General features: G+C 72.0%; 20 protein-coding genes. 7 read left to right on the top strand and 13 right to left on the bottom strand.

The features are described from left to right. Window positions 1-154: 154 nt before the first annotated feature. Together AMK10_RS05415 and AMK10_RS05420 are read right to left on the bottom strand one after the other, a co-directional pair. Window positions 155-802, bottom strand: coding sequence for a response regulator (locus tag AMK10_RS05415; protein WP_073745267.1), 648 nt, complete (start codon window positions 800-802; stop codon window positions 155-157). 5 nt (window positions 803-807) lie between these two features. Further along, window positions 808-1,995, bottom strand: coding sequence for a sensor histidine kinase (locus tag AMK10_RS05420; RefSeq protein WP_073745269.1), 1,188 nt, complete (start codon window positions 1,993-1,995; stop codon window positions 808-810). Between the two features lie 151 nt (window positions 1,996-2,146). Between AMK10_RS05420 and AMK10_RS05425 the strand changes: the two genes are divergently transcribed. Next, a complete protein-coding gene (locus AMK10_RS05425) occupies window positions 2,147-2,704 on the top strand; it encodes a hypothetical protein (protein WP_073745271.1) in 558 nt (185 codons plus the stop codon). A 1-nt stretch (window position 2,705) separates the two neighbouring features. Here the strand turns inward: AMK10_RS05425 and AMK10_RS05430 are convergent, their stop codons facing one another. From AMK10_RS05430 to AMK10_RS05440, 3 genes are read right to left on the bottom strand one after another with little or no spacing between them, the layout of a single operon-like run. Further along, window positions 2,706-3,278 carry a cob(I)yrinic acid a,c-diamide adenosyltransferase gene (locus AMK10_RS05430; RefSeq protein WP_073745273.1) on the bottom strand — a complete coding sequence of 191 codons (573 nt, stop codon included), beginning with the start codon at window positions 3,276-3,278 and terminating at the stop codon, window positions 2,706-2,708. A gap of 13 nt (window positions 3,279-3,291) precedes the next feature. Continuing rightward, window positions 3,292-4,041 carry an ABC transporter permease gene (locus AMK10_RS05435; protein WP_073745275.1) on the bottom strand — a complete coding sequence of 250 codons (750 nt, stop codon included), beginning with the start codon at window positions 4,039-4,041 and terminating at the stop codon, window positions 3,292-3,294. Between the two features lie 7 nt (window positions 4,042-4,048). Then, window positions 4,049-4,831: an ABC transporter ATP-binding protein gene (locus AMK10_RS05440; protein WP_073745277.1), complete on the bottom strand. Its 783-nt coding sequence runs from the start codon at window positions 4,829-4,831 to the stop codon at window positions 4,049-4,051. An 81-nt stretch (window positions 4,832-4,912) separates the two neighbouring features. Between AMK10_RS05440 and AMK10_RS05445 the strand changes: the two genes are divergently transcribed. From AMK10_RS05445 to AMK10_RS05460, 4 genes are all read left to right on the top strand, one after another. Beyond that, the gene (locus AMK10_RS05445) at window positions 4,913-5,554 is read left to right on the top strand and encodes a TetR/AcrR family transcriptional regulator (protein WP_073745279.1); all 642 of its coding nucleotides are present in this window, start codon (window positions 4,913-4,915) and stop codon (window positions 5,552-5,554) included. Window positions 5,555-5,682: 128 nt separating this feature from the next. Then, the gene (locus AMK10_RS05450; protein ID WP_073746077.1) at window positions 5,683-6,531 is read left to right on the top strand and encodes a 3-hydroxyacyl-CoA dehydrogenase family protein; all 849 of its coding nucleotides are present in this window, start codon (window positions 5,683-5,685) and stop codon (window positions 6,529-6,531) included. 245 nt (window positions 6,532-6,776) lie between these two features. After that, window positions 6,777-7,100 carry an STAS domain-containing protein gene (locus tag AMK10_RS05455; protein ID WP_073745281.1) on the top strand — a complete coding sequence of 108 codons (324 nt, stop codon included), beginning with the start codon at window positions 6,777-6,779 and terminating at the stop codon, window positions 7,098-7,100. Between the two features lie 235 nt (window positions 7,101-7,335). Then, on the top strand, window positions 7,336-9,801 hold the full coding sequence (locus AMK10_RS05460; RefSeq protein ID WP_073746079.1) for an ATP-binding protein: 2,466 nt from the start codon (window positions 7,336-7,338) through the stop codon (window positions 9,799-9,801). 66 nt (window positions 9,802-9,867) lie between these two features. On the opposite strand, the gene nucS is transcribed toward AMK10_RS05460, so the two are convergent. Continuing rightward, window positions 9,868-10,539, bottom strand: coding sequence for an endonuclease NucS (gene nucS / locus AMK10_RS05465; protein ID WP_073745283.1), 672 nt, complete (start codon window positions 10,537-10,539; stop codon window positions 9,868-9,870). A 260-nt stretch (window positions 10,540-10,799) separates the two neighbouring features. Between nucS and AMK10_RS05470 the strand changes: the two genes are divergently transcribed. Continuing rightward, complete coding sequence (locus tag AMK10_RS05470; RefSeq protein WP_073745285.1) at window positions 10,800-11,192, top strand: SCO5389 family protein; 393 nt, start codon at window positions 10,800-10,802, stop codon at window positions 11,190-11,192. Between the two features lie 97 nt (window positions 11,193-11,289). Here AMK10_RS05470 and AMK10_RS05475 read toward each other — a convergent pair whose 3' ends face one another. Next, window positions 11,290-12,321 (bottom strand): LLM class flavin-dependent oxidoreductase, encoded by a 1,032-nt coding sequence (locus AMK10_RS05475; RefSeq protein WP_073745287.1) that lies wholly within the window; start codon window positions 12,319-12,321, stop codon window positions 11,290-11,292. Window positions 12,322-12,535: 214 nt separating this feature from the next. Between AMK10_RS05475 and AMK10_RS05480 the strand changes: the two genes are divergently transcribed. Further along, a complete protein-coding gene (locus AMK10_RS05480) occupies window positions 12,536-12,865 on the top strand; it encodes an ATP/GTP-binding protein (RefSeq protein WP_073745289.1) in 330 nt (109 codons plus the stop codon). A 10-nt stretch (window positions 12,866-12,875) separates the two neighbouring features. On the opposite strand, the gene AMK10_RS05485 is transcribed toward AMK10_RS05480, so the two are convergent. The 6 genes from AMK10_RS05485 to scy form a co-directional block, all read right to left on the bottom strand. Continuing rightward, on the bottom strand, window positions 12,876-13,754 hold the full coding sequence (locus tag AMK10_RS05485) for an ABC transporter permease subunit (protein ID WP_073745291.1): 879 nt from the start codon (window positions 13,752-13,754) through the stop codon (window positions 12,876-12,878). After that, window positions 13,751-14,881: an ABC transporter ATP-binding protein gene (locus tag AMK10_RS05490; protein WP_073745293.1), complete on the bottom strand. Its 1,131-nt coding sequence runs from the start codon at window positions 14,879-14,881 to the stop codon at window positions 13,751-13,753. Before AMK10_RS05490 ends, AMK10_RS05485 begins: the two co-directional genes overlap by 4 nt. Before the next feature lie 171 nt (window positions 14,882-15,052). Beyond that, window positions 15,053-15,832, bottom strand: a complete 780-nt coding sequence (locus tag AMK10_RS05495; protein ID WP_073746081.1) for an ABC transporter permease subunit — start codon at window positions 15,830-15,832, stop codon at window positions 15,053-15,055. A gap of 5 nt (window positions 15,833-15,837) precedes the next feature. Further along, the gene (locus tag AMK10_RS05500; protein ID WP_073745296.1) at window positions 15,838-16,923 is read right to left on the bottom strand and encodes an ABC transporter ATP-binding protein; all 1,086 of its coding nucleotides are present in this window, start codon (window positions 16,921-16,923) and stop codon (window positions 15,838-15,840) included. Between the two features lie 87 nt (window positions 16,924-17,010). Continuing rightward, window positions 17,011-17,949, bottom strand: a complete 939-nt coding sequence (locus tag AMK10_RS05505; protein WP_073745298.1) for a cellulose-binding protein — start codon at window positions 17,947-17,949, stop codon at window positions 17,011-17,013. A gap of 175 nt (window positions 17,950-18,124) precedes the next feature. Continuing rightward, window positions 18,125-21,919 carry a polarized growth protein Scy gene (gene scy, locus AMK10_RS05510; RefSeq protein WP_073745300.1) on the bottom strand — a complete coding sequence of 1,265 codons (3,795 nt, stop codon included), beginning with the start codon at window positions 21,917-21,919 and terminating at the stop codon, window positions 18,125-18,127. Window positions 21,920-22,011: the final 92 nt, after the last annotated feature.

The raw sequence follows: 22,011 nt of genomic DNA on the forward strand, positions 1-22,011 counted from the left end.
TCCGTGGACTGCAAACCCTGCGTCGCCCTGAGCCCGCTTTGTCATGGCGTACTCACCGCAGTGTGTTCGGTGAGATTAGGAAGGTCTGGACCAATCGTCAAGAGGTCCAGACCAAAGATCGCCGCAGGGCGCCCGTCCCTGGGCCCCGTTTCCGTCAGAGCCCCAACTCCTGTGCGAGCACCGCCGCTTGCACCCGGCTCCGCAGCCCGAGCTTCGCGAGCACCCTGCTGACGTGCGTCTTCACCGTCGCCTCCGCCATGGAGAGCCGCCCCGCGACCTCCGCGTTCGACAGCCCCTCGCCGAGACAACCCAGGACCTCCCGCTCCCGGCGGGTCAGCGCGTCCAGCACCTCGCGGCCCGGCCCGTCAGCCCGGCGCGCGGTGGACCCCGCGAACTCCGCGATGAGCCGCCGCGTCACCGCGGGGGCGATCAGCCCCTCGCCGCGCGCCACCGTCCGTACGGCGTCGAGCAGATCGCGGGCGTCGGTGTTCTTCAGCAGGAAGCCCGAGGCGCCGGCGCGGAGGGCTCCGAAGACGTACTCGTCCAGATCGAAGGTCGTCAGCACCAGCACGTCGGCCAGCCGCTCCGCCACCACCTGCCGCGTCGCGGACACCCCGTCGAGCCGGGGCATCTGCACATCCATCAGCACCAGATCCGGGCGCAGTTCACGCGCCAGACGCACGGCCTCCTCGCCGTCGCCGGCCTCGCCCACGACCTCGACGTCCGGCGCGCTGCGCAGGATCAGCACCAGCCCCGCGCGCACGGCCGACTGGTCCTCGGCCACCAGCACCCGAATCGTCATGTCCCCTACGCCCTTTCCTCGACGGGCAGTTCGGCCCGCACCCGCCAGATCTTCCCGCCGTCGTCGCCGTCCGCCGGCCCCGCCTCGATGACCCCGCCCAGCAGCGCGACCCGTTCCCGCATCCCCACCAGACCGGCCCCCGAACCGGGTGCGCGCGGCCCCGGCCGGTCGCCGGACACACTGCTCACCTCCACCGTCAGCAGCGCGCGCGAGCGCCGCAGCCGTACGGTCACGGGGCCCGGCGCCGCGTGCTTCAGCGCGTTCGTCAGCGACTCCTGGACGATCCGGTACGCCGCCAGTTCCACCGGTGCCGGCAGCGGCCCGGACTCCTCGCGGCCGTCGTCCAGGGCGACGGTGAGCCCGCTGGACGCGGAGTTCGAGCCCGCCTGCTCCACGAGGGCGTCCAGCGAGGCGAGAGTCGGCACCGGGCCCGGCGGGCCGGCCGCGCCGCCCTCCCGCAGCAGCCCGATCAGCCGGCGCATCTCCGCCAGGCCGTCCACGCTGTTCTGCCGGATCACCTTGAGGGCGTCGCGGGAGGTGTCCGGCTCGTCGATGGAGAGCGCGGCGGTGGAGTGGATGGCAATGGCGGAGAGGTGGTTGGCGACCATGTCGTGCAGCTCGCGGGCCATCCGGGACCGCTCGGCGGTCACCGCCTGGACGCGGTCCATCTCGGCGAGCAGGACGGTCCGGTCGGCGCTCAGCCGGGCCGCCACGGCGGCCTCGCGGTGGTTGCGGACACTCGCGCCGGTGAGCGCGGGCCCGAAGGAGACCATGCCGACGACGATCCCGATGAGCACGGCGTCCGCCGACGGGGCCCAAGCGATGAAGCCGACCGTCGTGGCGACCGTGACGAGCAGAGTGATCACCGGAATGCGGCGCGAGGCGGCGGGTGTGCCGTACAGCACCGCGGCGTACACGAGGTCGGTGAACATCAGCAGGGTCGCGAGGCTGCCCACCGTGAACTGGTCGGCCACCAGCGCGAGGGTGCCTGCCGTCAGGGCGGTGAGCGGGGCGGTGCGCCGCAGCAGTTCGAGGGCCGACATCACCACGAGCGGCAGCAGGGACACCCAGGGGGCGTCGAAGAGCCGGCCGTTCTGGATGTGGATGCCGATCAGCCAAAGGATCACACCGCCGGACAGGCCGATGACCGCGAGCAGGACGTCGTCGCGATGCGGGCGCGCAGGGGAGAACACCCTTCCATCCAACACGGCCCCGGCCCGCGCCACGTCCGTACGCGGAGTGAGGCGTGGGTACATCGAAGGATGCAGTCACGTTTCGTCACTGCCGACGACGATCCGGCGCCCCGCGGGCGAGAGCCTGGAAGGGACCGGAAGGAGAAGTGCCGTGATCGTCACGCTGATCGTGCTCTGCGAAATCGGCTTCTGGGTGCTGCTGGCCGCCGGACTCGCGCTGCGCTACGTCGCCAGGAAGCCCCGGCTGGGCGCGGCCGTGCTGCTGTGCGAGCCCCTGCTGGAGGTCGTCCTGCTGGTGGTGACGGCCATCGACCTGAAGAACGGCGCCGAGCCGGACTGGAAGCACGGTCTGGCGGCCGTCTACATCGGCTTCACCGTGGGACTCGGCCACTCCACCATCAGGTGGGTCGACGCCAGGGTCGCCCACCGCTTCGCGGGCGGCCCCCCGCCGGTGAGGCCCCCGAAGTACGGGAGGGCGCGGGCCGTCCACGAGTGGCGCACCGCCGCCCGGTGGACCCTGGCCGCGGTGACGGCCATGGCCCTGCTCCAGGCGGCGGTATGGTACGTCGGCGGGGACGGGGACATCGGCTCGCTGCGGATGTGGCAGCAGAAGATGCTCTGGGTGATCGGGATCAATCTGGTCATCGCCGGGTCCTACACGCTCTTCCCCAAGCAGGAGCCGAAGGGCCGCGTCGGCGCCGGACGCTGACTCAGCGCTCGCCGCCCGGCACCCACAGCACGTCCCCGACCTCCTTGTTCGCCGTCCTCGCGAGGATGAACAGGAGGTCGGAAAGGCGGTTCAGGTAGGTCGCCGTCAGCGCGTTCATGACCTCGCCGTGGACCTCCAGCGCCGCCCAGGTGGACCGCTCGGCGCGGCGGACGACCGTGCAGGCCTGGTGCAGCAGTGCCGCGCCCGGAGTGCCGCCCGGAAGGATGAAGCTGCGCAGCTTCTCCAGCTCCTCCAGGAAGGTGTCGCAGTCCGCCTCCAGCTTGTCGACGTAACTCTGCTCCACCCGCAGCGGCGGGTACTGCGGGTTCTCCGCCACCGGCGTGGACAGGTCCGCGCCCACGTCGAACAGGTCGTTCTGCACACGGACGAGGACCTTCACGACGTCCTCGGAGAGGTTCCCCAGGGCGATGGCTGTGCCGATGACGGCATTGGCCTCGTTGGCGTCGGCGTAGGCCGAGATCCGCAGATCGGTCTTGGCGGTCCGGCTCATGTCGCCGAGGGCGGTGGTGCCCTTGTCGCCGGTACGGGTGTAGATGCGCGTCAGATTGACCATGGGCCCAGCCTAGTTACGCTCCGGCCCGCCGGAAGACGCGTGTGCCGGCCGTCACCGCCAGAAGGGCGAAGGCGAGGGCCACCGAGGCCCCGTACAGCATGTGCGCCGTGGCGTACGAGCCGACGTACGCGTCCCGCGCCGCGTCCACCAGGTAGCGGAACGGAGTGAGGTGCGACAGCACGTCCAGCCAGGCGGGGCCGAGCGTCATCGGCAGCATCAGCCCGGAGAGCAGCATGGCCGGCATGGTGAGCGAGTTGATCACCGGCCCGAACTCCTGCGGCGTACGCACCTTCATGGCCAGCGCGTACGACAGCGAGGCCAGGGAGACCGTGAGCAGGCCCACGAAGGCGAAGCCGATGAGCACTCCGGCCAACGGCGCGCGCAGCCCCATGACCAGCGCGGCGAGCACCAGCAGCACGGCCTGGAACATGAACAGCAGGGCGTCCCGCAGGACCCGTCCCAGCAGGAGTGCCAGTCGGCTCACGGGGGTCACACGCATGCGTTCCACCACCCCCGTGGACTTCTCGACGATGATGGAGAAGCCGGCGAACGAGGCGCCGAAGAGGCCCAGTTGGAGCAGCAGTCCGGGCACCAGGACCTGCCAGGAGTCACCCGTGGAGCCCAGGGGGAGCTCTGTGAGGAGCGGGCCGAAGAAGAGCAGGTAGAGCAGGGGCATCAGGATTCCGAAGAAGATCTGGAACCGCGAGCGCAGGGTCTGCCGGAGGTACCGGCCGAAGATCAGCGAGGTGTCGTGGAGAAGCATCGGGGTCCTAGACGGTGACGGGGTCGGCCTCGGCGGCGGCCGGGGTGCGCCCGGTGATCGCGAGGAAGGTGTCGTGCAGCGAGGCGTCCGGCGAGCCGGCGTGTGCAGTCTTCAGCGCGGCCGGCGTGCCCTCGGCGACGACCAGGCCGCCGTCGATGACGACCAGCCGGTCCGCGAGGACGTCGGCCTCGTCGAGGTAGTGGGTGGTGAGCACGACCGTCGTGCCGAAGTCGTCCCGCAGCCCCCGGACCAGGTCCCACAGGTCCTCCCGGCTGCCCGGGTCGAGTCCGGTCGTCGGCTCGTCGAGGAAGAGCAGGGGTGGGCGGTGGGTGAGGCCCATCGCGATGTCGAGGCGGCGCCGCTGCCCGCCGGAGAGCGCGGCCGTCCTGCGGTCGAGCAGGCCGTCGAGGCCGAGGCGCGCGGCCAGTTCGGCCGTCCGCGCGATCGCCTCGGCCTTGCTCAGCCGGTACAGCCGCCCCTGGGTGACGAGCTCCTCCCGCACCGTGACGTGCGGATCCACCCCGCCGGACTGGGCGACGTAACCGCAGTTCTCGCGGACCCCCGCGGGGTCCGCCGTCAGGTCGTGGCCGGCGACGGTGGCAGCGCCGGCGGTGGGGGCGAGCAGCGTGGTGAGCATCCGCAGGGTGGTGGTCTTGCCCGCGCCGTTGGGGCCGAGGAGACCGACGATCTCGCCGGGCGGGACGGTCAGGTCGACCGAGCGCACGGCGTGGACGGGCCCCGCCTTGGTCGTGAAGGTCCGGGCGAGCCCGGACGTGCTGATGATGGCCATGGCCCCAGAAAAACAGAGTCACCCCAAAATTGCAATGACTCCAAAATTACAGAGACCCCACCGGGTGCGTACGATGAGGCCATGACCGAGGGACTCAGGGAGCGGAAGAAGCGTCAGACCAGGCAGCATCTGTCGGACGTGGCCACCGGGCTCTTCGTGGAGAGGGGCTTCGACGCGGTCACGATCGCCGAGATCGCACAGGCCGCGGACGTCTCGGTCAACACCGTGTACAACTACTTCCCCGCCAAGGAGGACCTCTTCCTGGACCGCGGCAGCGGCATCGTCGACCGGCTCTCCCGGTACGTCCGGGGCCGCGCGGCGGGGGAGTCCGCCGCCGACGCCGTGCTGCGCGAGCTGCGCATCCAGGTGGAGGGCGTCTCGCCCACGGTCGGCCTCATGGAGGGGTACGCGGCCTTCATGAGGGTCATCGAGGGCGCCGACGGCCTCAAGGCCCGCCTCTGGCACATCCAGCAGGAGGCCCAGCTCCACCTGGAGGCGACCATGAGGGCGGAGTCCGGGGCGGACCCCGGTGACCCGGCCCCGGATCTGGTGGCCGGTCAGCTCTCCTGGGTGCACAGCACCCTGATGGCGTACATCGGCGGCGAGATGGTGGCGGGCCGCAAGCCGGACGAGGTCTCCCGCGACGCGCTCGCCCTGCTCGACGGCATTGAGGACCTCCTCGGCGAGAAGGTCCTCAACTACGCGCGGCGCGCCGCCGCGTGACAGCGGACGGTGTGATGTCCGTCATGTGAGACGTGACGCGCATCTCTTCGCGGCCTCAGGGCCCCTCACGGGTACTAATCTCCGCCGGAGAGCATGTGAACGACTGACAATGCATTGGGGTGCGAATCGTGGCCAGGAAGCTCGCCGTCATCGGCGCCGGACTCATGGGGTCCGGTATCGCGCAGGTCTCCGCCCAGGCGGGCTGGGACGTCGTGCTGCGCGATGTGACCGACGAGGCCCTGGCCCGGGGGCGTGCGGGCATCGAGGCCAGCTACGGCAAGTTCGTCGCCAAGGGCAAGCTGGAGGCGGCCGACGCCGAGGCCGCGCTCGCCCGGATCACCACGACCACCGACCTGGACGCCGTGGCGGACGCCGATGTCGTCGTCGAGGCCGTCTTCGAGAAGCTCGAGGTCAAGCACGAGATCTTCCGTACGCTCGACAAGGTCGTACGGGAGGACGCCGTCCTCGCCTCCAACACCTCCGCCATCCCGATCACCAAGATCGCGGCCGTGACGGAGCGCCCGGAGCGGGTCGTCGGTGTCCACTTCTTCTCGCCGGTCCCGATGATGCAGCTCTGCGAGCTGGTGCGCGGCTACAAGACGAGCGACGAAACCCTCGCCACCGCGAGGGAGTTCGCCGAGTCGGTCGGCAAGACCTGCATCGTCGTCAACCGCGACGTCGCGGGCTTCGTCACCACCCGGCTGATCTCGGCGCTCGTCGTCGAGGCCGCCAAGCTGTACGAGTCGGGCGTCGCCTCGGCCGAGGACATCGACACCGCGTGCAAGCTGGGCTTCGGCCACGCCATGGGTCCCCTCGCCACGGCCGACATGACCGGCGTCGACATCCTCCTGCACGCCACCGGCAACATCTACACCGAGTCCCAGGACGAGAAGTTCGCCGCCCCCGAGCTGATGCGCCGGATGGTCGACGCAGGTGACATCGGCCGCAAGAGCGGGCAGGGCTTCTACACCTACTGATCACCACCGGGCCCCGGGACTGTCTGATGTGCCGTCAGTCAGACCCGGGGCACCGGGGATCCGTTGCCGCACAGCGCACGGTTCCCCACGCACAGCCGGAGCCACTTCACTCCTCGGGGTGAATTCGGTATCGGTTCGCTTACAGACGGCAACTTCCCTGCCGCTGCGGCAGTCAGTTGTGGCAGAGACGACAAGAGAATTCCAGACAGACCGACCTATCTACGGGGTAAATCCGGGGAGCGCATATGCACATCAGGGGCGACCACGCCGAGCTGGTCGTCGGGGGCCGCCTCGACGTCCGTAGCGCGGCGGACGCCCGTACGGTTCTGCACTCCGCCGTCGACGACGGAGCCGGCGACCTCGTGCTGAACCTGACCGAGCTGGACTCGTGGGACGCCACCGGCCTCGGCGTGATCATGGGGGCGCACCGCAGAGCCGGCCGGGCGGGCCGGAGGCTGGTGCTGCGCGGAGTGCCTCCGCAGATGCAGCGCCTGCTGGTGGCGACGAGGCTCCACAGGATCCTGGCCATCGAGGGGGGAATCGCCGCGGACTCCCTGCCCAGGGTCTGAGGGCACTCCCGCGCCGGAGGCGCCGCCGAGGGGAGATACGCGCACAATCCTCACGAGAATGTGACGTCGTGGGCGGCGCGGCCCCCCACTGGTTCGTAGATACTGTGCGAAGGTTTAGGGTTCGGCCGTCTGCCGATAGACAAGGACCCACTGGCGGACACCGGACCGGGAGCGACGACGGGCGTGCGAGGCCGGAGGGGGCAACCGCGCGCTGCGCGTCTGGGGGGCTTTGACGATGGACCCGATCAACCCGGGACCGGATGAGTACGGCCACGGCAACGACCGGGCCGGTGACGACGCCGGCCGGCGTCGTCAGTCCCGCGATCCTCTGACGCCCGACTTCGGGCACCAGACACCGCAGCAGTCCCGCACGGTGCAGCTGATATCGGGCGACTTCCTGCTCACCGTCAACCCGGTCGACGGCAGCGAGATCGAACCCTGCAGACCGGGGGAGCAGCCCGGGACACCCGTGCGGCACACCGCCGCGCAGCGCGCGGACCGTGAGCGCGCCGGAGCGCCGCCCGTCCCGCCGGGGGCGCCCCCGGCTCCGCTGCCCCTGATGGAGCGCCAGGAGGAGCGTGAGCGGCTGGTGCGGCTGCTCGCCCGCGGACGCTCGGTGTGCCTGACCGGCCCCGCCGGGTCCGGCCGCACGGCCCTCCTGGACGCCGTCGCCGCCGACTGCGCGGATCTGGCGCCCGACGGGGTCGTGCGCCTCTCCGGCTACAAGCGCGGCGTCACCGAGCTGCTGTACGGGCTCTTCGAGACCGTCTTCAGCGCTCCGCTGCACCGCCCCGACCGCGAAGGGCTCCTCGCGCTCGTCCACGGCATCGGGGCCGTCGTCGTCGTCGACGACCTGGAGCTCGGCGGCGCCGCCCTCCAGGAACTCCTGGACGCGACGCCCGAGTGCGCGTTCCTCTTCGGGGCGACCGCCGACGTGCCCGCGCCCGCCGCCGAATCCGCCGTCGAGGAGGTCTTCCTCACCGGCCTCGGCCGCAGCGCCTCGATCGAGCTCCTGGAGCACGTCGTGGAGCGCGCGCTCACCGACGAGGAGGCGAACTGGGCGGGAGACCTCTGGTTCGAGTCCCAGGGACTGCCCCTGCGCTTCGTCCAGGCGGGCGCCCTGCTGCGCCAGCGCGACGAGCTGCGCGCCGGCCAGGCCGTGTCCGACGACTACGACCAGGACCCCGACGACGCGCCCTTCGGCACGGCCGAGCCGCTGGAGCTGCCCCTGCCCAGCCTCGGCGACGGCGCGGCGCCCGCCGCCCTGCTCGCCTCCCGGCTGACCGAGGCCGCCCGCGAGACCCTGCGCTTCGCCGTCGCGCTCGGCGGCGAGGTGCCGCACCAGGCGCATCTGCCGGCCCTCGTGGGCGACACCCACGCCGACGCCGCACTGGGGGAGCTCGCGCGCAGCGGGCTGCTCTCCCCGGCCGGCCCCCGCTACCGGCTGGCCGCCGGGGCGCTGGCCCAGCTGGAGGCGAGCGGATACGGCGAGAGCGCCGACGCGCACGCCCGCAGCGCCGCCCAGCACTACGCATGGTGGGCCGGGCACCCCTCCGTCACCCCGGAGCGCGCCGTCGCCGAGGCCGACGCCCTCCTCGCGTCCATGGCGCGCCTCGTCCCCGGCGACCAGGCGGGCCAGGCCAGCGCGGCCGTCCTGCTGGCCCGCAGCGCGGCCCCCGCCTTCGCGGCGGGCCTGCAGTGGGGCGCCTGGGAGAAGGTGCTCAGGGCCGGCCAGGAGGCGGCCCGGATCGCCGGTGAGGTGGCCGAAGAGGCGTACTTCCACCATGAGCTGGGTGTCCTCGCACTCTGCACCGGCCATCTGGACCGGGCCAGGGCCGAGCTGGAGGCGTCCGTCGGCATGCGCGGCGCGCTCGCCGACAAGCCCGGCGCGGTGGCGGGACGCAGGGCGCTGGCCCTCGTCGCCGACCGCTCCGGCGAGCCCGTGCTGAGCACCCCGGCCGGCGAGGAGGGGCCCGCACCGAGGCACGACGAGTCAGCCTCCCCGCCCGGCGGCGTACCGGCGGTCATGCCGCCCTTCCCGCGCGTGAACGAGACCTCCGCCACCCTGATCACCCGTCAGGGCCCGATGCCCGCAGGCAAGCAGGGTGTGCGTGCGGGCATCATCGGCGGCGCCCGGCGCAACATCGTCGCCGTGGGGGCCGGTGCGCTGCTGGCGGCCGTCCTCGGCACGGTGGTGACCCTGGGCGCCACCTCGGGGAGCGAGGAGCCGGAGGGGCAGAACGTCACCACCGAGCAGTCGGCGAACGAGGACGACAGCGAGAACGGCCTCTCCGCGGACGAGCCGGCCGAGGACACCGCATCCGACGACGGCACCCCCGGCAGCTCCCAGTCCCCGGGCCCCTCCGGCTCGGCGAGCCCGTCGGCCGGCGGCACCCCGTCCCCGGGCGCCTCCGACCCCGGCACGAGCCCGTCGGGCACCCCCTCCAGCGGCAGCCCGAGCGACCGGCCCACGTCCGGCTCCCCCTCGCCGACGAAGAAGCCGACGAGGCCGCCGACGACCCCGCCGACCACGCCGCCCACGCCCCCGACGGACACACCCACCGACCCGGAGTCGCCGTCGCCCACCCCGACGGAACCGGAGCCCACGGAGCCGGAGACCTCCAACTCCGCGAGCGGACCGGCCGAGACCGTCACCGCGTCGGCCACCCAGGACGCCCCCGCCTCGCCCACGACGGCCTGAACGCGAGAACGCCGCACCGGCCCGCGCTCCGGGCCGGTACGGCGTCAGGGGGCCTGCGCCCCGGGGTCAGAACAGCCGCAGCTTGTCGTCCTCGATGCCGCGCATCGCGTCGTAGTCGAGGACCAGGCAGCCGATCCCGCGGTCCGTCGCGAGCACCCGGGCCTGCGGCTTGATCTCCTGCGCGGCGAACACGCCCCGCACCGGCGCCAGATGCGGATCGCGGTTCAGCAGCTCCAGATAGCGGGTCAGCTGCTCCACGCCGTCGATGTCACCCCGCCGCTTCAGCTCCACGGCCACCGTCGCGCCGTCGGCGTCCCTGCACAGGATGTCGACCGGGCCGATCGCGGTCGGGTACTCACGGCGGATCAGGGTGTAGCCCTCGCCCATCGTCTCGATGCGGTCGGCCAGCAGCTCCTGGAGGTGCGCCTCCACCCCGTCCTTGATGAGCCCCGGGTCCACGCCCAGCTCGTGGGACGAGTCGTGGAGGATCTCCTCCATCGTGATGATCAGTTTCTCGCCCGCTTTGTTCACCACGGTCCAGATGCCTTCGTTCTCGTCGGCACCCTCCTTCAGGGTGCACGGCGGAGACATCCAGTTGAGCGGTTTGTACGCCCGGTCGTCGGCGTGGATCGAGACGCTGCCGTCCGCCTTCACCAGGATCAGACGGGGGGCGGAGGGCAGGTGGGCGGTGAGCCGGCCCGCGTAGTCGACGGAGCAACGGGCGATGACGAGACGCATGGTCGGCAACGCTACTCGACGACCACCGGTCCACGCGATTCCCGTCCCTGGCACCCCGTACGCCCCTTGACGTATACCGATCGGGCTTGCCCCTCTTTGCGACTGTTCGTGATTGGCCGGTTGTGTTCCCAATCTCCTGGTGCGGCCCGGACTGCGCCCTTACCGTGGAAGCAGGAGGTCGCCGCCTGTGTACGCAGCGTCGCCGTCCTGCCCTGCCCGTAAGGCCCCGGCCACCTGCCGGGGTCGCGAGAGGAGAACCCATGTCGCTCGACGTCTCACCGGCGCTGTTGGAACAGGCCGAGCGAGGCGAGGTCGACGAAGCCGACTTCGTCGACTGCGTCCGGACCTCCCTGCCCTACGCATGGGAGATGATCAGCTCCCTGGTGGCCCAGCTGAAGGTGGACGGCGGAGAGTTCGCCGACAACCAGACGCCCCCGCCGGACGAGCAGGCACGTGGTCAGCTGCTGCGTGCGCTCGCGAGTGATGCGATACGCGGCGCGCTGCAGCGGCACTTCGGAGTGCGCCTGGCATTCCAGAACTGCCACCGCGTCGCGGTGTTCCCGCTGGACGCCTCGGTCGACGACCGGCTGGCCCGCTTCACCTCGGTGAGAGGCCAGCTGCTCAACCAGTCGCCCGAACTACGGGACTGCTGAACGCTTCTGCCGCCGCCCCGGGCCGCGGGAGGTGCAACTGGCTCCGGGGCGGCGGCGCCCGTACCACCGCACCACCAGGACGACCAGCGTGAACGCGTCACTCCAGCAACGGCAGCATTTCCGTGCCCAGCCGCTGCACATTCGTCTCCGTCGCCGCGAGATCGCCCGACCCCTCCACCATGAGGGCGAAGCGGGTGATGCCCGTGCGCTCCGCCGTGGCCGCCAGCCGGTCGGCGGCGAAACGCGGCGGGCCCACCGGATGCAGGCCGCAGAGGAACTCCGTGTACGCGACGGGATCGCGCATCACCCGGTGCCTGCCGTCGACCGTCACATGGGCGCCGAGCCCCTGCCGCAGCCAGCCCGGCATCGCCTTCACGAGCGTCTCCACGGCGTCGGCGGGGCGGTCGGCGATCTGGGCCACCCCCGCGGACACATGTGCGACCCGCTCCACGACCTCCGCCGGCTGACCGGCCTCCCGGGCCGCCGAGCGCCACAGCGCCACCATGTCGGCCTTCTCCTCGTCGCCGCAATGCATCCCGAGGAGCATCGGCAAACCCTTCCCAGCGGCGAGTTTCACGCTTTTCGGCGAGGTGCACGCGACGATCACCTCGGGGCCCGGCGGACCGTCCCCGAGGAGCTCGTCGGCCCGGGGCACGACGGCCACCTCGCGGAAGCCGTAACGCTCCCCGCGCCCCGCGACCCGGGGCTTGCCGAGCCAGTCGAGCAGCAGTTCCAGGGACTCGGGGAAGCCCTTCTCGTACGCGTCGAGGCCGGCACCGAACACCTCCAGGTCGACCCAGGGGCCGCCCCGGCCCACGCCGAGCGTGAAGCGGCCTCCGCTGAGCAGATGCAGCAGGGCGGCCTGCTCGCCGAGCGCGACGGGGTGCTGGGTCGGCAGCACGCTCACCGCCGTGCCCACGCGGATTCTGCGGGTGCGGCCGAGCAGGAGCCCGGCCAGGGTCACGGCGGACGGACACACCCCGTACGGCACGAAATGATGTTCGGCCAGCCAGACGGAATCGAGCCCGGACTCCTCCGCGACCTCGGCGGAGCGGACGGCCCTGTGCAGGGCCTCACCCTGGCCCTGACCCGGAAACTGGGCTGCCAGTACGAACGTTCCTACGCGCATCGCCTCTTACCTCCTTGCAGCCGACGCGGCTGTCCCCCCACTGGCAACAACGTCTGACACGTGCCAAAGGCACGGTCCATGAAGAAGTTGTTGCGATTTTCCGGTTACCCACCCGCCCCATCTGTGCACTCGCGCCACGCCCGGCACCGGCCGGTGGCCGATGCCTCTACGCTGGACGGGACGAACTGCCCGTACACGCCCCGTGAGGTGTTCCGTGTCCCCGCGCCGCAACCGCCCCCGAGGCGGCGAAAGTCCCACCGGCAACGCATCAGAGGCGGCGGAGCGGTACGGCGGGGGCGGGGCCACGGAGAGCTGGCAGGGCGAGGAGTGGTCGGTGCGCCCGGTGAGCGGCGCGAGCGCGGTGGGCAAGCGCTACCGCTGCCCCGGATGCGACCAGGAGATCCCCTCCGGCGTCCCGCACCTCGTCGCCTGGCCGGAGTTCGGCGGGGTCGACGACCGCAGGCACTGGCACAAGGCCTGCTGGAACGCGAAGGACCGCCGCACCACGAGGGTGCAGCGGTCCAGGAACGCTCCGCGCTACTGACGGACCGGGCTCAGACGTCCCGCCGGTCCAGAGACACGAAGGCGCCGGCCATGGCCACCGCGGTCACACCGAGGATGATCCAGAGCGGCTCCCAGCCGGTCGGGCCCGAGCTGGTCACCGAGGCGTCGTACATCGCGCCCAGCTGGTTGGGGATCGAGTACTCGAAGAGGGCCTTCTGCACATCGGCCAGCGACGGCGAGAACATGAACATCGCGAGGACGAGCGGGAGCAGCACCAGCGCGATCATGATCGTGATGGCACCCGCCGAGTGCCGGATGAGCGTGCCGAGCGCGAGCGCGAGCAGTCCGAGCGTCGCGACGTAGAGGCCGATGCCCACCGTGGAGCGCACCCAGAACGCGGTGCCGGGCGTGGCGCCGTCCAGGATCGCGGTCTGGAGCACTCCGACGATCCCGGTGGTCACGGTGGTGATGGTGAAGGCCAGCAGGAAGAAGACCACCGACTTCGCGATCAGCATCCGGCTGCGGCTCGGGCACGCGGTGAGCGTCGTACGGATCAGCCCGGTGCCGTACTCGGACGCGATGGTCAGCACGCCGAGGGTGATCACACAGATCGAGCCGAGCAGCACGCCGAAGAAGCCGAGGCTGAGCACGGGGGTGCCGTCCAGGTCGGAGTCCGACACACTCACCGCGAACGCGGTGAGCAGGCCGATGCCGATCAGCAGCGCGATCATCACACCGAGGGTCCACATCGTGGAGCGGACGGAGCGGATCTTCGTCCACTCGGACGCGATGGCGTCACCGAGACCGGGCGTGCGGACGGGGATCGGGGAGGCGTACGGGCCGGGGCGGCCGTCCCAGCCCTGCTGCGGCTGCTGGTACGGCTGCTGAGGGGCCCCCGGCGTCTGCGGGAGCGGCGGAGGCGTCGTCATCGGGGGTCCTCGCTGGTGGTGCGCTCGGTCGGAAGCGGTGCGGGCGGGGCCGCCGGGGCGGCGTACGGGTTCTGTCCCGGAGGCGGCGGGGCGTACCAGCCCTGCTGCGGGACCTCCGGGGGCTGCCCGGCGCTCCCGAAACCGGGCTGCTGCCCGTATCCGGGCTGCCCGTAGCCGGGCGGCGGCACCTGGAGGCCCGCCTTGGCGTCCGCCGTCGAGCGGTAGTCCACGGCGCCCTGAGTCATCCGCATGTACGCCTCCTCCAGCGACGCCTGGTGCGGGGAGAGCTCCCACAGCCGTACGTCCGACTCGTGCGCCAGATCGCTGATCCGGGGGAGTGCCAGCCCGGTGATCCGCAAGGCTCCGTCCGGCTCCGGCATGACCCGGCCGCCCGCCTCCGTCAGGGAGGCCGTCAGCTTCTCCCGCGCCTCCGGCCGGTCCGCGGGGACGCGCACCCGGGCGAAGTCGGCGGAGTTGGCCGAGATGAAGTCGGTGACGCTCATGTCGGAGAGCAGCTGCCCGCGGCCGATCACGATGAGGTGGTCGGCGGTGAGCGCCATCTCGCTCATCAGGTGGCTGGAGACGAAGACCGTGCGCCCCTCGGAGGCCAGCTGCTTCATCAGGTTGCGGACCCAGAGGATGCCCTCGGGGTCGAGCCCGTTGACCGGCTCGTCGAAGAGCAGCACCTGCGGATCGCCCAGCAGGGCCGCCGCGATGCCGAGCCGCTGGCCCATGCCGAGGGAGAAGCCCTTGGACCGCCGCTTCGCCACCTCCTGGAGCCCCACGACACCGAGGACCTCGTCCACCCGCGCCGCCGGGATGCCGGCCAGCTGGGCCAGGGAGAGCAGATGGTTGCGGGCGCTGCGCCCGCCGTGCACGGCCTTGGCGTCGAGCAGCGCCCCCACCTGGCGCGGCGCGTTGGGGAGGCTGCGGAAGGCGTGGCCGCCGATCGTCACATGTCCCGACGTCGGCCGGTCGAGACCGAGCATCATCCGCATGGTGGTGGACTTGCCCGACCCGTTGGGACCGAGGAACCCGGTGACCGCACCGGGCCGCACCTGGAAGGAAAGGTTGTGCACGGCCGTCTTCGCGCCGTAGCGCTTGGTCAGGCCGACTGCCTCGATCATTCTCCAGCCCCATCGACGTGTCTGTCGTCGGGGCCCAGGCCGCCGGCCGCACGCCCCCGTAAGAGTTAGGAGGATAACCAGGCGCCGGCGGTTCCGGCCAAAGCCGGACGCGCGGGACAGACGTACCGGACGCTCCCCGGGGCGTCGCGCCCCCTCGGGCGTCGCGCTTCCTCAGGCGTCGCGCTTCTTCAGTACGAGGAAGCCGCCGACGAGGGCGGCGATCACCCACAGCGCCATGATCCCGAGCCCGGCCCAGGGGCCGTAGGGGGCGGGGTCGCTGTTCATGGCGTCGGGGACCACCTGCATGATCTTCGACCCGGCCTGATCGGGGAAGTAGCGGGCGACGCTCTTGGCGCCCGGGACCGCGGAGAGGATCTGCGAGACGAGGAAGAAGAACGGCATCAGGATGCCGAGCGAGAGCATGGAGCTGCGCAGCATCGAGGCCACGCCCATGGAGAAGACCGCGATCAGGCCCATGTAGACACCACCGCCGAAGACCGCGCGCAGCACGTTCTCCGCGCCGATGTCGGTGTTGTGGTCGCCCAGCAGGGACTGGCTGAGGAAGAAGGTCACGAAGCTGGTGGCGAGGCCGACCAGCAGGGCGAGGACGCCCGCCACCGCGATCTTGCTGAAGAGGAACGTCCCGCGCTGCGGCACCGCCGCGAGGGAGGTGCGGATCATGCCGGAGCTGTACTCCGTGCCCACCACCAGGACGCCGAAGACGACCATGGCCAGCTGCCCCAGGATCATCCCGGAGAAGCCGACGAACGTCGGGTCGAAGGTGGCCTGCTCGGCCTCGGAGAGGTCGTCGAACTGGCTGTTCAGCACGGCGCTGAGCACCGCGCCCATCGCGACGGTGACGGCGAACGCCGCGATCAGGGTCCAGGTGGTCGAGGAGACCGTCCGGATCTTGGTCCACTCGGAGTTCAGGACCGCGGGTACCGATGCCATCGCCTTCACGCCCCCTTCGTACCGTCGCCGGGAGCGCCTGCGCCCGGAGTGCCCGCGCCGGGAGTGCCCGTGCCCGGAGTGCCTGCGCCGGGAGCGCCCGCGCCGGGAGTGCCCGCCCCGGACGACCGCTGGTTCCACTGGTCGCCCCAGTGCGGACCCACCGCCGGGGGCGGGGCCGCCCCGCTGTCGGTGTGCGCGTGGTACTCCACCGAGGCCGCCGTCATCTGCATGAACGCCTCCTCCAGGGAGGCCCGCTGGGCGCTCAGCTCGTGCAGCACGATCCCGTGCCGGCCCGCGAGCTCACCGAGCCGCTCCGGGGTCTCGCCGTCGATCTCCAGCATGCCGTTGCCCGACTCGACCGCGACGACGCCCTCCGCGTACAGCAGGTCGCGCAGGCGCTCCTGCTCCGGGGAGCGCATCCGCACGAAACTGCGGGAGTTCTCGCGGATGAAGTCGGCCATCGAGGTGTCGGCGAGCAGCTTGCCCTGCCCGATGACGATCAGGTGATCGGCGGTCAGGGCCATCTCACTCATCAGATGGGAGGAGACGAAGATCGTCCGGCCCTCCGCCGCGAGGGCCTTCATCAGATTCCGGATCCAGTGGATGCCCTCGGGGTCGAGCCCGTTGACGGGTTCGTCGAACATCAGGATCTCGGGGTCGCCCAGCAGGGCCGCCGCGATGCCGAGGCGCTGGCCCATACCGAGGGAGAAGCCCTTGGACTTCTTCCTGGCCACCGCGGTCAGACCCACCGTGTCGAGCACGTGGGCGACCCGGCTCGCCGGGATGCGGTTGCTCTGGGCGAGGCACAGGAGGTTGTTGTACGCGCTGCGCCCGCCGTGCATCGACTTGGCGTCCAGCAGCGCCCCGATGTGCTTGAGCGGCTCGTCGAGCTCCCGGTAGTGCCGGCCGTCGATGCGCACCGTGCCGCTGGTCGGGTTGTCGAGGTCGAGCATCATCCGCATGGTCGTGGACTTGCCCGCGCCGTTGGGGCCGAGGAATCCCGTCACCATGCCGGGCCTGACCCGGCATGACAGATGGTCGACGGCAACCTTGTTGCCGAAGCGTTTGGTGAGGCCGTCGAGCTCGATCATGCGTTCACGCTAGAACGGCCGCACGCCCGGCGCCACCACACAGGGCGGAACCGGGCGCGCAAGGGGTACAGCTGATGTACGCGGCCGTCAGCGGGTCTGCTGGGCCGGGACCCCGCGGGTGGCGGGCTCGTCCTCCGCCGGGGAGCCGGCGGCGGCCACCGCGGCACCGGTCAGCGTGGCCAGCATCTCGCGGACGTTGGTCAGCTGGGCGTTGATCGAGTCGCGGCGGTTGGTGAGCGCCGCCAGCTCGCGCTCCGACTCGCTGCGGATCCGGTCGGCCTTGGCGTTCGCGTCGGCCACGATGTCCTCGGACTGGCGCTGGGCCGTCTCCACCGTCTGACGCGCGCGGCGCTCGGCGTCCGTACGGAGCTTCTCGGCCTCCAGGCGGAGCTGCTCCGCGCGGTGCTCGATCTCCGCGAGACGCTTCTCGGCCTTCGCCTGACGGGACGCGAGGTCGCGCTCCGACTGCTCGCGGCGCTTGGCGAGGTTCGTCTCGAAGTCCGCGGCGGCCTGGGCGGCCTTGGCGCGGGTCTCCTCGAAGAGGGCGTCGGCCTCCTCGCGCTTCTGCTGGGCGTCCTTCTGGGCCTCGGTGCGCAGCGTGCCCGCCTCGCCCTTCGCCTTCTCGACGATACGGACGCCCTCGTCCTCGGCCTTCGCCTTGCGCTCCGCGGCGAAGGTCTCCGCGTCGTTGCGCACCTGCTGGGCGGCCGACTCGGCCAGCTCGCGGTGCTGCTCGGCCGCGCGGCGGGCCTCCTCACGCAGGTCCTTCGCCTCCTCCTCGGCGAGGCGGAGGATCTTCTCGACGCGAGCACCGAGCCCGGCGTACGACGGCTCGGCGTCGTTCACCTGGGCCTGGGCGTTCTGCGTTTCGAGGTGGAGCTCCTCGATGCGCTTTTCCAGAGAAGTGATGCGTGCGAGAGCACTGTCACGGTCGGCGACGAGTTTGGTAATGCGGTCGTCCACCTGACCGCGGTCGTATCCACGTCGCACGAGCTCGAAGCCGAAGGGGGAGGAAGGGTCGCTCATGGGGTTCCTGTCGAATGAGACCGGTGAGGTGTTAGAGGGAATCCTAGGGGCCGGAGCGGCGTGTCAACGTGAAGATGCCGCTTTGGTATGGAGAATGACACCCCTTTTGAGTGGCTGACCCCCGCAGGGCTTGCGACCCCACGGGTTGAATGTTCATGGCGAAACACGTGTCCGGCTATCCGTCCGACGTCTTGCCACCCGACCGGGTACCCGCCGACGCTCCCGCCTTGACGCCCCCGGCGCCGCCACCCGACGCCTTGCCCGTCCCGCCCGGAGCCTCGAAAGATTCCAACGCTTCGAGCACGTCCTGGACACGGGAGATCTCCGTATTGATGTCCTCACGCCTGCGGACCAGCAGGTCCAGCTCGCGGCGGCCCTCGTCGACCATCTGCTTCGCCTCGGCCTCGGCGTCGGAACGCAGCTTCTCGGCCGTGCGGGTCAGTTCGGCCTTCTTGGTCTCGGCCTCCTTGAGCAGCGACTCGGCGCGCTTCACGGCGGCGATACGGACCTTGCTCGCCTCCGAATTCGCGTCCGAAAGCAGCTCCTTGGCCTTCGCCTCGGCTTCTGCCCGCTGTTCGGTCGCCGCCTTCATCAGCTTGTCGACGCGCTCGCCCGCCGTCTTCATCTGCTCGGACGTCTCGCGCCGGGCGCGCTGGTGGAGTTCCTCGATCTCGCTCTCGATCCGGACCCTGAGCTCCTCCGCGCGCTCCCGGGTGGCGGTGGCGTCCCGGCGGGCGCCGACGAGCAGCTCGTCCGCGTCCGTACGGGCCCGCTCCACCAGGGAGTTGCCCTCGACCGTGGCTTCCGAGGTGATCCGGACCGCCTCGTTGCGCGCGGCGCCGACCATCCTGTCGGCCTGCTCCTCGGCCTCGGTGGCGGCGCGCAGCGCCTCCTCCTGGGCCTTGTTCACGAGCTGGTCGGCCTGTTCGGCGGCGTCGGCACGGCGCTTGGCCGCCGCCTCGCGCGCCTCGTCCAGCACCCGGTCCGCCTCCTGGCGGGCCTCCGCGCGCAGTTGCTCCGCCTCGGCCTCGGCGTCGGTACGCAGCCGCGCCGCCTCCTCGCGGGTGCGGGTCGCGTGCTCCTGGGCCGAACCGACGGTCTGCGCCGCCTCCGCGCGCAGCCGCTCCGCCTCGTCGGTCGCCTCGCCGACGAAGCGTTCCGACTGCTCGGTGGCCTCGGCCCGGACGCGCTCGCTCTCGGTCGTCGCCTCCGCCATGAGCCGGTCGGCCTGCGCCGCCGCCTCGGAACGGATCCGGTTGGCGTCCTCGCGGGCCTCGCCGCGGGCACGGGCCGCGTCCTGCTCCGCCGACGCGAGGGCGTCGGACGCCTCCGTACGGACCCGCTGGCTGTACTCGGAGGTGTCCGAGCGCAGCTTCTCCGACTCCGTGATCGCCTCGGACACGGTCCGCTCGGCGAGCGACTTCGCCGCCTCCGCCTCCTCGTGCGCGACCTGGCGGACCCGGTTGGCGTCCTCGGTGGCCCGCTCGCGCTCGGCGTAGGCGTCCGACCTGACCCGGTCGGCCTCCTCCTGCGCCTCGGTCTTCGTCCGCTCCGCCGAGTGCTCGGCGGCGGACCGCAGACCGGTGATCTCCTCCTCGGCCTGCTCGTGCAGCCCGGCGACGGCGTCCCGCACCTGCTGCGCGGTCTGCTCGGCGGCCGAGACCAGCTCGGAAGCCCGGCTCTCCGCCTCCTCGACCAGCCGCTGGGCCTCGGCCTGCGCCTCCTCGACCCGCTTGCGGGCGGACGCGAGGAGCTCCTCGCTCTGCTCGCGGGCGCGCTCGCGCTCCTGCTCCGCCTCGGCGCGCGCGGAACCGAGCGCCTCCTCGGCGGCGCGGCGGCGGCGATTGGCCTCCTCCTGGGCGGCGGCCAGCGCCTCGGCCGCCTCGGCGCCGACCCGCTCGGCGGCGGCAGCCGCCTCGGAACGCACCCGGTCGGCGGTCTCCTGCGCCTCGTTCTTCAGCCGCTCCGCCTCGGCGGCGGCCTCGCTCCGCAGCCGTACGGCCACGGACTCGCCCTCGGCGCGGGACTGCGCGGCGTCGGCGGCGGCCTCGGTGCGCAGCCGCTCGGCCTCCGTCGTGGCCTGCTCCTGGAGCGTGCGGAGCCGTTCGGCGGCCTCCGCGCGGAGCCGCTCGGACTCCTCGCCCGTCTCGCGGCGGATCCGCTCCGCCTCCGTACGCGCCTCGCCGAGCGCCTCCTCCGCGGCGGTGACCCGGGACTCGGCCTCGGTGTGCAGCCGGGCCAGCTCGTCGGCCGCCTCGGTCTTCCGGGCCTCTATCCCGCGCTCGGTCTCCTCGCGCAGGGCCTCGGCAGCGGTCTCCGCCGCCGCGGTCAGGGCGGTCGCCTGCTCCTCGGCCTCGGCGCGCAGCTTCTCCGCCTCGGCGCGGCTGCGTTCGAGCGCCTCCTCGGCCTGCTTGCGCAGGGTGGCGGCGCGCTCGGCGGCCTCGGTCCTGACCCGCTCGCTCTCGGTGCTCGCGGAGGTCCGCAGCTCCTCGGCGTCGGACTTGGCCTTGGTGAGCAGCTCCTCGGCGGTACGGGCGCCCTCCTCCAGCTGCTGGACGGCCTCCCTGCGGGCCTCGCCACGGATCCGCTCGCCCTCGGCGACCGCCTCCGAGCGCAGCTGCTCGGCCTCGCCGCGGAGCCGGCGGGCCTCCTCCTGGAGCTCGACCGTCTTGGCCCGGTACTCCTTGGTGTCGTCCTTGGCCGCGCCCTTGAGCTGGTCGGCTTGCTCGGCGGCCTCGCCGCGCAGCTTCTCCGCCTCGGCCTCGGCCTCGCGGCGGATCCGGTCGGCCTCCTCGCCGGCGGCCCTGGTGGTGGACCTGGCGTCCTCGGAGGCCTTGGTCAGGACCTCCTCGGCGCTGCGCGCCGCCTTCGCGAGCTGCGCCGCTGCGTCCTCGGCGGCCAGCGTGCGGGCCTTCTCGGCGGCCTCCGCGACCACCCGCTCGGCCTGGGCCCGGGCGTCGGTGAGCGCCTGCTCGGCCTCTTCCTTCAGCGTCTCCGCCTGCTGGGTGGCCTCGCCGACCAGCCGGGCGATCTCGGACTTGGCCGTACGGGTGCGCTGCTCGTTCTGCGACTCGGCGCCGGCCAGCCGCTTGACCGCGGCCTCCTTCGCCTCGCTGAGGACCTTCTCGGCCTCCAGACGGGCTTCGCGCAGCCGGGTCTCGGCCTCCTGCATGTGCTGCTCGGCGTTGCGGTTGAGCTCCGCCGTCTGCTGCCGGGTCTGATCGGTCTCGGCGGTGGCCGTCGAGCGCAGCTGCTCGGCGTGGCTGGTCGCCTCCTGGGCCTGCGAGGAGGCGGCCTCCAGCAGCCGTTCGGCGTCCCGGCGGGCCCGCAGCAGGGTCGCCTCGGCCTCGGTACGGGCCGACTCGGCCTCGGAGTTGAGGCGCCGGCGGGTCTCGTCGGCCAGCCTGGCGGCCTCGGCGCGGGCGGCGGAGAGCGACTGCTCGGCCTCGGTGCGCGACTCGTCCAGCAGACGGCGGGCCTGGGACTCGGTCCTGGCCCGCAACTGCTCGGCCCAGGCGACGTTCTCGTTGACGTGGGACTCGACGGTCTGCCGGCGCTCCGCCAGCTCCTGGTCGAGCCGCTGGCGCCGCTGCACCGCCTCGCTGTGCAACTCGGCCTGCAGACGCGCCTGGTGCTCCGCGTGCTCCTGGAGGATGCGCTGCGTCTGCGCCCTGGCCTCGCGCAGCTCGCGCTCCGCGTCGTTGCGCAGCTGGTCGGCCTGGATCTGGGCGTTCCGGAGCATCTGTTCGGCCTGGTAGCCGATGTCCGCGCTGTCGTGTGCGGGACGGGTCGCCAGATTGCGCCGCGCCTCGTGCAGCTTGGCGCGCAAGACCTCGACCTGGTAACCGAGGTCCTCGGCGTGCTGGACGGCCTTCTCCCGGTCGGTCCTCAGCCGGTCCATCTCGGCTTCGAACCGCGAGAGATGGTCGTCGTCAGCTCGGTGGCTCTGCTGGCTCTCGTAGCCCCGCACTGCGCGGTCCCATCCTTCCCCGAGCTCTCAACTTCTTCCCCAGCTCTCGACGTCGTCGAGCAGGGGATGCCCCATTGAGCAGGGGGAGACCC

The organism is Streptomyces sp. CB02058 (assembly GCF_001905505.1).
Classification (GTDB): domain Bacteria; phylum Actinomycetota; class Actinomycetes; order Streptomycetales; family Streptomycetaceae; genus Streptomyces.

What these genes read in the sequence shown, in the direction of transcription:
- AMK10_RS05415 (WP_073745267.1), bottom strand. Translation starts at nt 802, where the DNA reads ATGACGATTCGGGTGCTGGTGGCCGAGGACCAGTCGGCCGTGCGCGCG.
- AMK10_RS05430 (WP_073745273.1), bottom strand. Translation starts at nt 3,278, where the DNA reads ATGGTCAATCTGACGCGCATCTACACCCGTACCGGCGACAAGGGCACC.
- AMK10_RS05435 (WP_073745275.1), bottom strand. Translation starts at nt 4,041, where the DNA reads ATGCTTCTCCACGACACCTCGCTGATCTTCGGCCGGTACCTCCGGCAG.
- AMK10_RS05440 (WP_073745277.1), bottom strand. Translation starts at nt 4,831, where the DNA reads ATGGCCATCATCAGCACGTCCGGGCTCGCCCGGACCTTCACGACCAAG.
- AMK10_RS05445 (WP_073745279.1), top strand. Translation starts at nt 4,913, where the DNA reads ATGACCGAGGGACTCAGGGAGCGGAAGAAGCGTCAGACCAGGCAGCAT.
- AMK10_RS05455 (WP_073745281.1), top strand. Translation starts at nt 6,777, where the DNA reads ATGCACATCAGGGGCGACCACGCCGAGCTGGTCGTCGGGGGCCGCCTC.
- AMK10_RS05460 (WP_073746079.1), top strand. Translation starts at nt 7,336, where the DNA reads ATGGACCCGATCAACCCGGGACCGGATGAGTACGGCCACGGCAACGAC.
- nucS (WP_073745283.1), bottom strand. Translation starts at nt 10,539, where the DNA reads ATGCGTCTCGTCATCGCCCGTTGCTCCGTCGACTACGCGGGCCGGCTC.
- AMK10_RS05470 (WP_073745285.1), top strand. Translation starts at nt 10,800, where the DNA reads ATGTCGCTCGACGTCTCACCGGCGCTGTTGGAACAGGCCGAGCGAGGC.
- AMK10_RS05475 (WP_073745287.1), bottom strand. Translation starts at nt 12,321, where the DNA reads ATGCGCGTAGGAACGTTCGTACTGGCAGCCCAGTTTCCGGGTCAGGGC.
- AMK10_RS05485 (WP_073745291.1), bottom strand. Translation starts at nt 13,754, where the DNA reads ATGACGACGCCTCCGCCGCTCCCGCAGACGCCGGGGGCCCCTCAGCAG.
- AMK10_RS05490 (WP_073745293.1), bottom strand. Translation starts at nt 14,881, where the DNA reads ATGATCGAGGCAGTCGGCCTGACCAAGCGCTACGGCGCGAAGACGGCC.
- AMK10_RS05495 (WP_073746081.1), bottom strand. Translation starts at nt 15,832, where the DNA reads ATGGCATCGGTACCCGCGGTCCTGAACTCCGAGTGGACCAAGATCCGG.
- AMK10_RS05500 (WP_073745296.1), bottom strand. Translation starts at nt 16,923, where the DNA reads ATGATCGAGCTCGACGGCCTCACCAAACGCTTCGGCAACAAGGTTGCC.
- AMK10_RS05505 (WP_073745298.1), bottom strand. Translation starts at nt 17,949, where the DNA reads ATGAGCGACCCTTCCTCCCCCTTCGGCTTCGAGCTCGTGCGACGTGGA.